Annotated in this window: 9 protein-coding genes and 1 tRNA gene; 6 read left to right on the top strand and 4 right to left on the bottom strand. The window is 57.3% G+C overall.

The genetic code is table 11. From position 1 onward, the window contains the following. Positions 1-65: 65 nt before the first annotated feature. Positions 66-878 carry an orotidine-5'-phosphate decarboxylase gene (pyrF, locus tag JTM80_RS17790; protein ID WP_172355123.1) on the bottom strand — a complete coding sequence of 271 codons (813 nt, stop codon included), beginning with the start codon at positions 876-878 and terminating at the stop codon, positions 66-68. A 164-nt stretch (positions 879-1,042) separates the two neighbouring features. Here pyrF and JTM80_RS17785 point away from each other — a divergent pair, with 164 nt between their 5' ends. Continuing rightward, positions 1,043-2,740, top strand: a complete 1,698-nt coding sequence (locus tag JTM80_RS17785) for a SulP family inorganic anion transporter (protein ID WP_228721738.1) — start codon at positions 1,043-1,045, stop codon at positions 2,738-2,740. A 234-nt stretch (positions 2,741-2,974) separates the two neighbouring features. Next, complete coding sequence (locus tag JTM80_RS17780; protein ID WP_205369970.1) at positions 2,975-4,366, top strand: malic enzyme-like NAD(P)-binding protein; 1,392 nt, start codon at positions 2,975-2,977, stop codon at positions 4,364-4,366. Positions 4,367-4,509: 143 nt separating this feature from the next. On the opposite strand, the gene JTM80_RS17775 is transcribed toward JTM80_RS17780, so the two are convergent. Next, positions 4,510-4,581: transfer RNA gene (locus JTM80_RS17775), tRNA-Lys, on the bottom strand. A gap of 46 nt (positions 4,582-4,627) precedes the next feature. Here JTM80_RS17775 and JTM80_RS17770 point away from each other — a divergent pair. Then, positions 4,628-5,863, top strand: coding sequence for an anion transporter (locus JTM80_RS17770; protein ID WP_390820356.1), 1,236 nt, complete (start codon positions 4,628-4,630; stop codon positions 5,861-5,863). Positions 5,864-5,941: 78 nt separating this feature from the next. Here the strand turns inward: JTM80_RS17770 and gatA are convergent, their stop codons facing one another. Continuing rightward, positions 5,942-7,399, bottom strand: coding sequence for an Asp-tRNA(Asn)/Glu-tRNA(Gln) amidotransferase subunit GatA (gene gatA, locus JTM80_RS17765; protein WP_172355117.1), 1,458 nt, complete (start codon positions 7,397-7,399; stop codon positions 5,942-5,944). Between the two features lie 477 nt (positions 7,400-7,876). On the opposite strand from gatA, the gene JTM80_RS17760 reads away from it, so the two are divergent. Further along, on the top strand, positions 7,877-9,202 hold the full coding sequence (locus JTM80_RS17760; RefSeq protein ID WP_205369968.1) for a serine hydrolase: 1,326 nt from the start codon (positions 7,877-7,879) through the stop codon (positions 9,200-9,202). Beyond that, a complete protein-coding gene (locus JTM80_RS17755) occupies positions 9,202-10,095 on the top strand; it encodes a carbohydrate ABC transporter permease (RefSeq protein WP_172355113.1) in 894 nt (297 codons plus the stop codon). Before JTM80_RS17760 ends, JTM80_RS17755 begins: the two co-directional genes overlap by 1 nt. 274 nt (positions 10,096-10,369) lie before the next feature. Here the strand turns inward: JTM80_RS17755 and JTM80_RS17750 are convergent, their stop codons facing one another. Beyond that, positions 10,370-11,485 carry a hypothetical protein gene (locus JTM80_RS17750; protein ID WP_205369967.1) on the bottom strand — a complete coding sequence of 372 codons (1,116 nt, stop codon included), beginning with the start codon at positions 11,483-11,485 and terminating at the stop codon, positions 10,370-10,372. A 320-nt stretch (positions 11,486-11,805) separates the two neighbouring features. On the opposite strand from JTM80_RS17750, the gene JTM80_RS17745 reads away from it, so the two are divergent. Then, complete coding sequence (locus tag JTM80_RS17745; RefSeq protein ID WP_172355109.1) at positions 11,806-12,873, top strand: pentapeptide repeat-containing protein; 1,068 nt, start codon at positions 11,806-11,808, stop codon at positions 12,871-12,873. Positions 12,874-13,521: the final 648 nt, after the last annotated feature.

Here is a 13,521-nt window from a genome sequence, read left to right as displayed (position 1 = left end):
TTTTGGATTGCTGGTCGATAGCGTTACTTAAGCGCTATTCAGGAGAACTGGAGCAGGCGGCTTTGTCAGGCCGCTGCCTCCTCACAAATCCGCGCAAACGCTTCTGCTGGATTGGGGGCAGCGGTGATTGGGCGACCGATCACCAGATAACTTGCGCCCGCCCGAAGCGCTTCGGCAGGAGTCATGACGCGGCGCTGGTCGTTGGCGCTGGCCCAAGTGGGGCGCACGCCGGGGCAGACCAGCAGGAAGCGATCGCCACAGACCTGGCGCAGGTGGGCGGCTTCCTGGGGTGAACAGACCACGCCGGATAGTCCGCTGTCTTGCGCCAGTAGCGCCATCTGGAGGGCAAAGTCGGGCAGTTCCAGGGGAACCTTTAGCTCGAAGGCGAGGGTGCGGGGCGAAATGCTGGTCAGCACCGTCACGGCGATGACCCTGGGGGGCGGGCTGCCCGCAGCGGCGGCTCCGTCTTGGGCGGCGGCGTTGGCGGCGACGAGGGCCTCTTTGCCTGCCGTGGCGTGAACGGTAAGCAGGTCCACGCCATAGCGTCCGGCGGCGCGACAGGCTCCGGCCATGGTGTTGGGAATGTCGTGAAATTTGAGGTCAAGAAAAATTCGCTTCTGCCGCGCCTTCAGTTCTGCCAGGATGGTCGCGCCTGTGCTGACGAAGAGTTCCAACCCGACTTTCCAAAAGCGGACTGCGGAGATCTGGTCTACAAGGGCGATCGCCTCTTCTAGCGTCGGTGCATCCAGCGGCACAATTATTCGATCCTGGTGATCCCGGCGATCCCCGGCAATCTGATCGGCAATCTGAGCTTTGAAGCTTTGATCCTGGGAGCTTTGATCCTGGGAGTTTTGAAAGGGGTCTTGAGAGCTTGCCATAGCGCCTGGGTTGAATCAGTAGGTAAATGCTTAACAGATGAATGAAGTATGGATAAATGAAGTGAAGACATCTTGAAAGAAACGCCTGAACCAGATTTCCAGCCGTATCCTGCGAAGCTAGGGCCTATCGCAACATCTAGGCCATATCCTGGAGGCTTGCCATTGTGACTGCCATCAACTCCTGGCTCAGACAGTTTACTCATGTTCTGAAACCCCCGGATCTCAATTTTCGTAATTTTCGAGATGACTTTTGGGGCGGACTCACCGCAGCGATCGTGGCGTTGCCGCTGGCGCTGGCGTTTGGCGTATCGTCCGGGGCGGGAGCGGTTACGGGACTCTACGGCGCAATCTTCGTCGGCATTTTCGCGGCGTTGTTTGGCGGCACGCCCGCTCAGGTGTCTGGCCCAACTGGGCCAATGACGGTGGTGATGGCAACGATTTTCACGGTACTGATTGGCCGGTATCCCGAAACCGGCCTAGCGCTTTCGTTTACCGTCATTGCGCTGGGGGGGCTGTTCCAGATTCTCTTTGGGGTGCTGCGTCTGGGAACGTACATCACGCTCATGCCCTACACGGTCATTTCTGGCTTTATGTCGGGTATCGGGGTCATTATTATCTTCCTCCAGATTGGGCCGTTGTTTGGCTACAAAGGGTCGAGTGGAGTTGTGGATTCTCTGCGGAACCTGCCGACGTATCTGACGCATCCCAACGGGTTCGCGCTGGGGCTGGGGCTGATGACGCTGGCGATCGTGTTTAACTGGCCGCGTCGGCTGAATCGTGTCATTCCTTCCCCCCTTCTGGCGCTGGTGGTTGGCACGCTCATTTCACTGGCTTTTGGCGAGGGTGCAAACCTGACGCGGATTGGAGCCATTCCCACGACACTGCCGCAGCCGCACTGGCCGGCGTTTGAGTGGGAGGCGCTGCGCGTGATGACGGGCTACGGGCTGATGCTGGCGACGCTAGGATCGATCGACTCGCTGCTGACTTCTCTCGTTGCCGACAACATCACCCGGACACAGCACGATTCCAACCAGGAATTGATCGGCCAGGGCATCGGCAATTTGCTGTCGGGCATTTTTTGGGGATTGCCGGGGGCCGGGGCAACGATGCGGACGGTTGTGAATGTGCAGGCGGGCGGCAAAACGCGGCTATCGGGCATGATTCACGGTGTTTTGCTGCTGCTGGTGATGCTGGGGCTGGGCAGGCTGACGGAGCCGATTCCCAATGCAGTGCTGGCGGGGATCTTGATCAAAGTCGGGATTGACATCATCGACTGGAGCTTTTTGCGGCGGGCGCATCGGCTGTCGCTGAAGGCAACGGGGCTGATGTATAGCGTGCTGTTTCTGACGGTGTTTGTAGACCTGATTACGGCGGTGGCGGTGGGCGTGTTTTTCGCCAATTTGCTGACCGTAAAAAGCCTGAGCGACTTGCAGAGCAAGCGCGTCCGTGCGATTATTCATCCGACAGACGAAGCGCTGGCTCCAGAAGAACAGGCCTTGTTGGAAGCTGGTCAGGGTCGGATCATGCTGTTTCAACTCAGCGGGCCCATGAGCTTTGGTGCGGCAAAGGCAATTTCGCAGCAGATGACGCTGGTGCAAGAGTACGACGTGCTGATTCTGGATCTGACGGAAGTGCCGCGATTGGGGGTGACGGCGGCGCTGGCGATCGAGGGTATGGTGCAAGAAGCACATCGACATCAGCGGGAGGTGTTTTTGGTGGGCGTGGAGGGCAGCGTGCGCGATCGCCTCCAGCGGCTCAACCTGCTGAACGCCATGGACGAAAATCATGTGTTTCCTACGCGCCTGTCTGCGCTGCAACGGGCGATCGCCCTAGTTGCCCCCGAAGCAGGAATTAGAGGTTAGAAGTTAGAAATTCGGTTCGGGTTCCGGTCTTTAGCACCATTAGCACCAACGGTTGGCCGTCTGGCCCGACCGAACCTGAAACCTGATCGATTGTTCACTCTGGCACAATTGCAGTCTGGCGACTCCCTTACGCTAGGGACGATCCGTAGCGGTAAGATCATCACTGCACTGCGGACGGGGAAAACATTCAGCGTCCCCAAAATCCAAAACCCAAAATCCAAAATCGAGAATCCTATGGTCAGCCTCACTCCTAATCCCAGCTTCAGCCTCATGGTGCGCGTGCAGTTGCCCAACCAGGCGGGAATGCTGGCCTACGTCACCATGGCCATTGGCGAGGCGGGCGGCAATATTGACCAGATCGAGGTGATCGAGCGGACGCTGAAAACCATCATCCGCGACATCACGATTGAAGCGTCGAGCGTGGAACATGCCGAGGCAATCGTCACCGCGCTGAAGGGGCTGGAGCATATCAAGGTGCTGAACGTGTCGGATCGCACGTTTAACCTGCATCGGGGCGGCAAGATCAGCGTCCAGAGCAAGATTTCTCTAAAAAACCAGAGCGACCTAGCGATGGCCTACACGCCGGGGGTGGGGCGCATCTGCACGGCGATCGCCGAAGATCCATCCAAGGTCTATTCCCTAACGATCAAAAGCAACACTGTGGCAATCGTCACCGACGGAAGCGCCGTGCTGGGCTTGGGCAATCTTGGCCCCGCCGGAGCGCTGCCCGTGATGGAGGGCAAAGCCATGCTGTTTAAGGAATTTGGCGGCATTGATGCTTTCCCGATTTGCCTGTCCACCCAAGACACCGACGAGATTGTGCAAACGGTAAAAAATATCGCCCCTGTGTTTGGCGGTGTAAACCTGGAAGACATCAGCGCCCCCCGCTGCTTTGAAATCGAGGCGCGGCTCCAGCGGGAACTGGACATTCCCATTTTTCACGACGACCAGCACGGCACGGCTATTGTCTCGCTGGCGGCGCTCTACAACGCGCTGAAGCTGGTGAATAAGTCGATGGAGTCTGTGCGGATTGTGATCAATGGCGCAGGGGCAGCGGGGCTGGCGATCGCCCGACTGTTGCAAAAAGCAGGAGCCACCCAGATCGTGATTTGCGACTCGCGGGGCATCCTCAGCCACGGCCGCAGCGACCTGACCGACCAAAAGAAAGAATTTGCCATAGACCAGAGCGGCTCCCTGGCAGATGCAATGGTGGGCGCGGATGTATTCATGGGCGTGAGTGCGCCGGGGGTGGTGACGGTGGACATGGTGAAGTCGATGGCGACAGATCCAATTGTGTTTGCCATGGCCAATCCAATTCCTGAAATTCAGCCCGAACTCGTGACCGATGATGTGGCGGTGATGGCGACGGGCCGCAGCGACTATCCCAACCAGATCAACAATGTGCTGGCGTTTCCTGGCATCTTTCGCGGCGCGTTGGACTGTGGTGCAAAGACCATGACCACAACCATGTTCCTAGAGGCCGCAGGGGCGATCGCCTCGCTCATTACCGCCGCCGACCTCAACCGCGAGTACATCGTGCCGTCGGTGTTTGACGAGCGTGTGGCGACCGCTGTCTCTGCTGCGGTTCAGCGGGCCGCCCGCGCCGACGGGGTCGCGACCCGCTAAGCTGGCGATCGCGAAGGGGATTGCTTGGGGAAGGGATCGACAAACCCCCAACCGCCGCAGCTAGGCCTCGTCACTAGGTCTTTCAGCTTAGGTCTTTCAACTAGGGCCATTTACATGGCCATGTAATATGGTGACCTGGGATATGGGTGACCTGGGATTCGAACCCAGAACCAGCGGATTAAGAGTCCGATGCGCTACCGTTGCGCTAGTCACCCTGGACTTACCATTATATCACCTGAATTTTGGGCATCAAAACCAGTGCTGTACCTTGGCATCGAGTTTCGCGCCCTCGCCAACTGGCTGCCCGTTGCCCAGGCGGTGGTGATCGGGCTGACCTACGTGGGACTGGCCTTGGGGTCGGTGCCAGGGCTGCGGATGAACCGGGCCACAATGGCGATCGCCGGAACAGCCGCCCTCATTGCCCTAGGCACACTGTCCCTACAGGAGGCCTGGCAGGCCATCGACCCGACAACCATCGTGTTTCTGCTCAGCACGATGATTGTCAACGCCTACCTCAGGTACGCCGGATTTTTTCAACTGGCGCTGCTGTATCTCATCCGCCTCACGAGTAGCCCCTTTGGACTGCTGGTAGCACTGACGCTGGGCTGCGGGGCGTTGTCGGCGGTGTTTCTGAACGACACGATCGCCCTAGTGTTTACGCCGCTCACCGTCAGCCTGGCCCAAACCCTGTCGCTCAACCCAATTCCCTACCTGCTGGCCCTAGCGGCGGCCACCAATATCGGCTCCGTCGCCACGCTCAACGGCAACCCGCAGAATATTCTAGTTGGCTCCTTTTCGGGCATCGCCTACGCCGAGTTTGCGCGGGTGATGATCCCCATCGCTCTGATAGGCCTGCTGCTGCAAATTGGGTTGCTGGGGTGGATGTATCCAGAGGTGCGATCGCTCAAACCGCGCCCCTACGTGCCCACCTTTCGCCCCCGCGCCTATGGCCCGCTGCTGCGAAAGACGCTGATGGTGAGTAGCCTAATGCTGGCCGCCTTTGTGGTGGGATTGCCGCTGGCGGAGTCGGCCCTGGTGGCGGCGGGTGTGCTGCTGATTACGCGCCGCATCAAGCCCCAGCGTGTGTTGCAGGATGTGGACTGGGGGCTGCTGGTGATCTTTTCGGGACTGTTTGTATTGACGCGCAGCCTGCAATCCTTCAACCTGCTGTCGGGGCTGCTCCCCTGGATTGCCCATCCGGTAGGTCTGGTCAGCGTCACTACCATCTTGTCAAACCTGATTTCTAATGTGCCTGCGGTGTTGTTGCTGCAATCGCTGATTGCCCGCGAGGATAGCCAATCCTGGCTGCTGCTGGCGGTTAGCTCCACGCTGGCAGGCAATCTGACGCTGTTTGGCGCAGTGGCCAACCTGATCACAGCCGAAGCCGCTGCCAGCCAGGGCTTTTCGCTATCATTTTGGACGCATCTGCGGTTTGGGCTGCCGCTGACGCTGGCCACCTTGGCGATCGCCACCGCCTGGGTTCTCTGGCAAGGCTGATCAAGAGTCCGGCCTAAAAACTGCCAGCCTGAGCGAGTAGCCCAACTCAGCAACTCCAATCCCTAACAATTCTAATCCCTAAATCACTGGCGCTTTCTTGTGCCACTCCGTTGCCTGCTCATAGGCGTAGGCCACGCTCAGCAAAATATCTTCCCGCAGCACATTACCGATCATCTGTAGACCAATCGGCAAGCCCTGGTCGTCAAAGCCGCAGGGCAGACTGAGGGCAGGCAATCCCGCCAGGTTCACTGGAATCGTCATCAGGTCAGACAGGTACATGCTGAGCGGGTCGTCGGTCTTTTCGCCCGCCTTGAAGGCCGTCGTTGGCGAGGTAGGGCACACCAGCACATCTACTTTCTGAAAGGCGCGTTCAAAGTCTTGCTTGATTAGCGTCCGCACCTTTTGCGCCTTGAGGTAGTAGGCATCGTAATAGCCCGCCGACAGCGCGTAGGTGCCGATCATAATTCGCCGCTTCACCTCTGCGCCAAAGCCCTCGGCGCGGGTCTTAGCGTACATATCCAGCAGATTTTCGGGATTGTCGGCGCGGAAGCCATACTTCACGCCGTCGTAGCGGGCCAGGTTGGCGGAGGCTTCGGAGGGGGCAATGATGTAGTAGGTGGGCAGCCCGTAGCGAAACTGGGGACAGTTGATCACCTGGATTTCGGCTCCGAGTTCCTGCAAGGTTTCGACTGCTGTGGTGACGGCCGCTTCTACGGTTGAGTCCAGCCCTTCGCCGAAGGTTTCTTGAATCACGCCAATCCGCAGCTTGCCGCGCGGCTTGAAATCGGGCTTGAGGGCGGCGGCATAGTCAGGGATTTCGACCTTGAGGCTCGTGGCGTCCTGCGGGTCATGTCCGGCGATCGCCCTCAGCAAGATCGCCGCGTCTTCCACCGTTCGGGCAAAGGGGCCAATCTGATCCAACGACGAGGCGTAGGCCACCAGCCCATAGCGCGACACTAATCCATAGGTTGGCTTCATGCCTACGACACCGCAGAGAGACGCAGGCTGGCGGATCGAACCGCCCGTATCTGATCCCAGCGCCACAACACACTGCCCCGCGGCCACCGCTGCGGCAGAACCGCCCGAAGAGCCACCCGGTACGCGCTCCAAATCCCACGGATTTGCCGTCACCTGATAGGCAGAGGTTTCCGTCGAACTGCCCATCGCAAACTCGTCCATATTCGTTTTGCCCACCATCACTGCGCCTGCATCGAACAAGCGCTGCGTCACGGTGGACTCGTAGGGCGGCACAAAGTTTTCCAGAATGCGGGAGCCGCAGGTGGTGCGAATGCCCTGGGTACACAGATTGTCCTTGATGCCGATGGGAATGCCTGCCAGCGGCCCGATTGCTTCCCCGGCGGCGATTTTGGCATCCACCTGCTGCGCCTGGGCGATCGCCCGGTCGGCCGTCACGCTGATAAAGCTGTGCAGTTTGGGTTCCAGGGCTTGAACCCGCTCTAGGGCTTCGGTAGCAATTTCGACGGCCGAGCGCTCTTTGCAGACGAGCTGTTGATGCAACTCACGGATGGATGCCATTGGAAAACCTCAAAATGAAACGGAAACGTGATGCGTAGACGGCAATCGGAGCAGATGGCAAAAAACTCCAACCCTCACTCTAGACGATTTCCAGACGCTTTTTGGCGATCGCCCCGTCCAAGCTGCGCCCCCTGACCCCCTGTGGCTTTGCGCCTTCTATCTCCCGAAGCCCCAATGTCTATCTACCGAAGCGTTCCGGTTTAATCGGCAAGCCATATACTTGAGCTGGTTTAGCAGTTAGCCGACTGCGCCTTGGGTAACCTTTTCCGCCACAGTGTCTTGCCAGATTGCGTCACACTGCACCATTTAAATATGAAGAATGGTCTTATTATTTAACTTTAATTAAGTTCAGTTGCAGGGTTGCACTTGCTCAAGCTTGAACTTCAAGGTTGAGCTTCAAGGTTGCATTCCTATCAGTACGCCTAGTTAGTAAGCATCTGGTCTTCCGTGGGGAGGGGTGAGTCCGTGGTCGCAATCATGAAATCAGTGGCGCAGCGCGGGTGGTGGTATGCCCTCGTTGCACCCATCAGCGCAGTCGGAGTAATGGCAGGAGCCGTCCTGGTTCATTCTTATCCAGCCCTGACACCAGTGCTGGAGCGTCCCTACAAAGAGGGAGAATCTCTCATTTCTGAAGCCAAGTCGCTGGCAGAGCTATACGAACTCCGCAATCGCCTCCAGCAAGACATCGAAAACCAGCCGCCGACCCTGGTCTCCGTGGCCACTAGAGCAAATTCTGTCCCAACTGCCTTGCTAGAAAAGCTGCAAGCGGTCGAAATTCGTATTGGGGTCGAAGAATCTGCCAAAGTAAGCTGGGAGCAAGCCATCCGCACGGCAAACCAGGCAGTTGAACTGAAGCAGCAGCCTGACCAAACCGAGGAAACCATTGCCAAGCGCTATCAGCTCTGGAAATCCGCAACCGATTCGCTGCGGGAAGTGTCCGCCGATTCGTTTGTGGGGGAACAGGCTGCCAAGAAGCTGAAGGAATATGAGGGCATCTTGAGCGTGGTCGCCTATGAATACGATACTGCCCGCTCTGGATTCCTGAAGGCGATCGCCGACAGTACGGGCATGGGCAGTCAGGTTCACGTCACGGTCTGCTCGCTAGAGCGCGAATGTCGCCGCTATCAGGGCAAAGAGCCACCCGCCAGCCCCGCCAGCCTGATCAAAGTGCCGCTGGCGATCGCCACAATGGACAAGCTGACCCGCGAAAAGATCGACCCCGACACGCCGATTTTCATCGACCCTAGCAACTACACCGAAGACGCAGCCAAGATTTGGGTCGGCACTGAATATCCCATCCGCAAAGTGCTGCTGCAAACGATCACCCACAGCAGCAACATCGCCACGAATCAACTGATCGACTACGTGGGCTGGGACGCAATTAACCAAACCCTGCGCGATCGCGGCTATCAGTACACTCGCATCAGCACCAAGCTCACAGGAAACTCCATCAGTCCTACGGATAATGTCGGCGGCGTGCCCAACGAAATCAACATGGACGAACTCACTGACATGATGGTGAGCATCTATAACAATGAAGTTCCCGGTGCAGACCTGATTTTGGAAGGACTGGTAAACCAGTACGATTGGGAATTGGGCTATGAGGCCATTCGGCGACCCGCCGTGTGGATTGGCGAAAAAACGGGGCAAAACTCCAGCGTGCTGGGCACGACCGTCGGCGTGAACATCAAGGGCAAACGCTACGTGATTTCGGTCGCCATTAACTACACCGCCAGCGAACCCGCCGTGAAGCAGGTGATCTCTGGCATTGTGAAGCATTTAATAGACCACAACGGCTTCTGATGTCCCCAAGGTTTCAAAGACCCGGTGGGGGCGATCGCCCTTCGCAGGATACCCTCACCGCCTGGCTGTTTCTCGCCCCAGCCCTGGCGTTTTTGGGCGTTTTTGTATTTTTCCCGATTGCCTATCTCGCCTATCTCAGCCTGACCCAGGGCAGCTTCACCCGCAGCGGCATCCACTGGGTAGGGCTACAAAACTATACACGGTTGCTGGCTACGCCCGATTTTTGGCAAGTGCTGGGAAATACGCTCTACTTCACCGCGGCCACAGTGCTGCCCAGCCTAGTCTTGCCGCTTGGATTGGCTGTGTTGCTGAATCGAGCCGTGAAGTTTCGGGACTGGCTGCGAGCGGCATATTTCATCCCTTCGATTACGTCTCTGGTGGCCGTGGGTCTGGGCTGGCGCTGGCTATTCCAAACCGATGGCCCCGTCAATGCGGCGCTGGGCTGGCTGGGGATTACCCCAATTCCGTGGCTAGGCAGCACCACTTGGGCCATGCCCGTGCTAATTTTGTTCAGCATTTGGAAGCAGCTTGGATTTAACCTCGTCGTTTTTTTAGCGGGGCTGCAAACCATTCCCCAAAGCCGCTACGAAGCCGCCGAGCTAGACGGAGCCAATGACTGGCAGCAGTTTTGGCACATTACACTTCCGGGACTGCGGCCCACCCTGGTTTTTGCAATCGTCACAACGACCCTCTTCACGCTCCGCAGCTTCGAGCAGCCCTACGTGATCACAGGCGGCGGCCCGCTGAATACCACGAACCTGCTGGTCTATTACGTCTATACCGAAGCCTTCGCCCAGTTTGATTTTGGCTATGCGGCGGCGGCGGCGACCCTGCTGCTGCTAATCACGCTGCTGCTGATTTATCTCCAGTTCAATTTCCAGTTTAAAGGGTGACTGCGCGATCGCCCAATCACGCCCAATCACGCCCAATCACGCCTGGTACTCTGGGTCATCGATGTCCTGTGCAGCAGTTCTATGCAGCAGTTCTACGCAGCAACAGGCCATGAATTGTTCAGCAGCACCGCCATCCTTCGTCAGAACCTTCGTCAGAATATTCATCAGAACAACTGACTGATATTTTCGTAAAGATCGGCGATCGCACAAGAAAATCCAATGCTGCCAACAAAAACGACAGGAAAGCATCGAAATATCGAACCTACACCTAACCTTAGAAAGTCAAAAGGCGATCAATTAGGGGAGCTTTGTTCTCTCTTTTAGGGGCTCTTATTCCCAATTCGTTTGCCCAAGCGCGAAGAAGGTCTTTTGTCGCCTGCTCTAGGTCGGCTTTTAGCTGGGCAGCGGGCACAGAACTGGGGTCTTGGCGGAATTGTTTGAGCCTAGCTGCAAGTTCGCTGAAATCGACTTTATTAGTAGAACTAGCAGTAGAACGCGAAGTGGCAGGACGGTGCTTGAGGCTTTCTACGCTCCGGGCAAGGTTGGAAATTTCATCAGTAAGATGGTTGAGCCGTCTTTCCAAGAGATCTAGCTTATTTTCCAGGAGGGCGATCGCCCCTCCACCCCCATTCCCTGCACCCGCCAAACTCGACAGCCGAGACAGCGTTTGATCCAGCTTTCGATCCAGCGTTTGATTCAGCTTTTGATCGAGCATAGAACTGAGCGATCGCGTCAACGTTTCCAACATCAGCTCGGACACTAATCCTTCAGACACCGATCCTTCAGACGCAGAGCCGATTGGCTGGGGCGCAGAACTGGGCTGCATGGGGGCAGATTCTTCGGGTGCGGTCGCTGCCTGGAGGGGCGAGGCAGGGTTATCGGCGGAGGTGTCTAGAGAAGTTTCTAGAGAAGTGTTCAGAGAAGCATCTAGCAACATAGCGAATTCAGCTTGCGTCGTCTTCACCTCTTCATCGCTCAGGTCAAACACCCACGCCCACAGCATTTCAATGCCTATCTCCTCCGCGACCTTAACCCAATCGGCTCCGTAAATCGCTTCGTATTCCTTTTCATCGCCGAGGCTATCGGTGCGGCGCACCACAATGGGGATCAGGTTGCTCTTGTGATTCTCCAGGCTCCAGCGCAACTCCGCATAGCGTTCGGGAGAAATCTCCGGCTGCGATCGCACGCCCACGGTGTAGGTATAGACCTGTCCGTGGCTGAGGGGCTGAATTTTCAAGCTTTCGCGAATCAGCCTGCGACGCTCGTGATAGTCGGCCATAGTGTTGTAATGGGTGGTGTGATGGAGGATGTGATAAGGGGAGGTGATGGGGGGATAGGATGAGTTGCCCCGTTCGTGTTCTAGCGTGAATGATTCGCGCCATAGGTGCAAGCGGGCGATTCCTCATCGGTTAGGCTAGAGGTGTTTGGCCAACTTGCTAGAGCGTGTTTTAAAACCCTTTGATCCCCCCTTAGCCCCCCTTAACGATCCCCCCTTAGCCCCCCTTAACAAGGGGGGAACTGGATCAATTTGATCCCCCCTTAGCCTCCCTTAACAAGGGGGGAACTGGGCCAAACCGCTCCGGAGATCCCCCTTTTCAAGGGGGATTTAGGGGGATCAACTCAGGGCAATCACCGACCTAGAAAGTTTTAAAACAATGCCTAGGGTTCTAGAGTTCCGTGCTAAAGCCGATTTCTCTTCTTTTTCCTGCTATGGATCGAAAAGATGTCATGGCGCTGCTCACGATCGCCGTCTTTTTGGGATCGCTGGCCACCGCCGTAGGATTGGTTCGTATGGGCAATGCCGCAAAAGCTGGGCGAGTCAATCAGCTCTTGCGGACGAAAGCCTGCGTCAGTTGCGACTTGGAGCGCGTCAGGCTGAATAATGCAGAACTCGATGAAGTAGACCTGCAATATGCCAACCTCCAAAACGTACTGATGCGCGGAGCAGACCTGAAGCGGGCAAACTTGAGCAGTGCCAACCTGACCGGAGCCGCCCTAGACAGAGCCGACCTGCGGAAGACACTCCTGACCGATGCAACGTTAGGTGGGGCAGTTTTGGCAGAGGCGCGGCTGGAGGAAGCCGATCTGCGGCGGGCCTATCTAGGGGATGCAGACCTAGAGCGGGCCCAGCTTAATGCGGCCTATCTGGGGGAAACAATTTTTAGTCGGGCAAATCTGCAGGCAGCCACGCTCAATCGAGCCTACTTGGTGGGTGCAAACCTGGGCGAAGCGAACCTGACGGGCGTGGATGCGCGAAATGCCGATCTGCGGCGAGTTTATCTGGGCAATGCGCGGCTCAAGGATGCGAGGCTTCGCAACGCCAACTTGTCGCGGGCAAACCTGACCCGCACCGACATGCGCCGCGCCAAGCTGCAACAGACTACGCTCAACGATACCGACCTAACGGCTGCCAACTTGAGTGAGGCAAACCTAGCGGGAGCCAGTCTGCTGCGGGCCAACCTGGGGCGGGCCCAACTGCCAGGGGCAAACCTGCAACGCGCCAACCTGCAATCGGTGAACCTGCGACGATCGAACCTGACAGGCGCAAACCTGACCGATGCGAACCTGTCCGGAGCTAGCCTGAACGGGGCAAAGCTAGACGGCGCGACGCTCTGCCGCACAACGATGCCCGATGGGGCGATCGCCCACGATGATTGCCCCGTTCCCCTCGATCCGTTTGCTCCCAATTCACCAGCCACTCCCGAAGCGCCTGCCGCCAGCGCTTCGCCAACAGGAGCCGCGCCCGCTGAAACTCCCTTGCCTACGCCCGCGCCCTGATTCGGAGTTTGTAAGTCGCATTTTGGGATCGCATTTCCCCCATCAGGCTCCTCCGTCATCTCTCCGTAATCTTTATGACTGAGCGCAATTCGTAGGCTTGGCTTCATCAAGCTGGGATGATTTTGCGAATCATCCAGGAAATTTTCGAGAAATCGGGCGAATCCGCATTTGGGCGATCGCCCTCGTCTGCGTGGTTTGACGCAGAAAATGGGATGCCTTCGCCAAAGAGTAATGCGGTTCTGTAGGCTCACCGGGTTCAAAAGGTAAAGCACGGATGAGGTTAGCAACCTACAGACACGGAGATTAGCAGGTATAAAGCCTACTTGAAGTGTCGCGCAGCGTGTTGAAACCATTTCCTGGAAGGGGGTTGGGCGATCGCCCCCAGCATTTTGGGTGAAAAATCCAGTTCCCAAAGTTTTCGGAGGTCTTTGTCTAAAGCATCACTGCACACTTTGTATTGTCAGGGGTTCTCATCTCCGGTATTTTGCCGAATTTATGCAGTTCTCCGGTCGTCTGCCCGGATTTCGGCAGGGGGGATAGTACTAGAGATTGGCTCTCAGGGGTCAGCGGGGTGGGAGGGGTGATGGGTCAAGACCCGCCTCCTGTCGCATCCGCTTGCAGCCAGCTTTACGACAGTCTGGGAGGATT

The organism is Thermoleptolyngbya sp. PKUAC-SCTB121 (genome assembly GCF_016919485.1).
Classification (GTDB): domain Bacteria; phylum Cyanobacteriota; class Cyanobacteriia; order Elainellales; family Elainellaceae; genus Thermoleptolyngbya; species Thermoleptolyngbya sichuanensis.
This window is presented reverse-complemented; position numbering and strand designations above follow the sequence as displayed.